1 protein-coding gene is annotated in these 740 nt (G+C 67.7%); it reads left to right on the forward strand.

Features of this window, described 5'->3' with window-relative positions; translation table 11 throughout:
* A partial coding sequence (locus tag ACPXCG_RS23950; RefSeq protein WP_425794891.1) for a DUF222 domain-containing protein occupies window positions 1-740 on the forward strand: 740 nt, incomplete at both ends.

The following is a 740-nucleotide window of genomic DNA, read 5'->3' on the forward strand; positions in this document are numbered from 1 at the left end:
CGCCAGGATCCGGATGCGGTGCGCGAGGCTCGCCGACGTGCGGTCAACGACCGTCGGGTGTGGACGACGCCGAAGCCGGATGGGATGGGGCAGATGTCGGCGACCATGTCCGCGGAGAACGTGCGCATCGCCGCCGCAGCCGTCAAAGCGCTGGCCGCCGCGGTATGTGAACACGACGAGCGCACCACACAGCAGCGCGCCTCGGACGCGATGTTCGCCCTGCTGTCGGGGACTGTCTTCGAATGCCGGTGCGGGCGCGAGGACTGCACGGCCCGGATCCCGGAGCCGGGCACGGTGCCGCCGGTCGACGCCACCGTGGTCATCCACGTGGTCTGCGACGAAGCCACGCTCACCGGTGAGGCCGAGCATGCCGGGTTCGTCGCCGGACACGGGGTCGTCTCCGATGAACAGGTGCGCGATCTGGCTGCCCGTCCGGACGCGGTGATCAAGCCGCTGGTACCCACGGGCACACCGCAGAATCCGGATGGCACCTTCACCCTGCCCGCGCATCTTCCCTCGGACCCCTATCGGCCGTCGACCGCTCTGGACACCTATGTGCGGGTGCGCGATGGCTACAGCATCGTGCCGGGTAACGCGACCTCCTCCTTTGACGCCGACGTCGAACACGTCCAGGAATATGACCACACCAACCCGGCCGCGGGTGGGCAGACGGTGCCGGAGAATCTGAACATCAAAGACCGGTTCTCCCATGTGCTCAAGACGTTCGGGAACTGGCTCGA

It is taken from the genome of Gordonia sp. DT218 (assembly GCF_049847105.1).
Lineage (GTDB): Bacteria > Actinomycetota > Actinomycetes > Mycobacteriales > Mycobacteriaceae > Gordonia.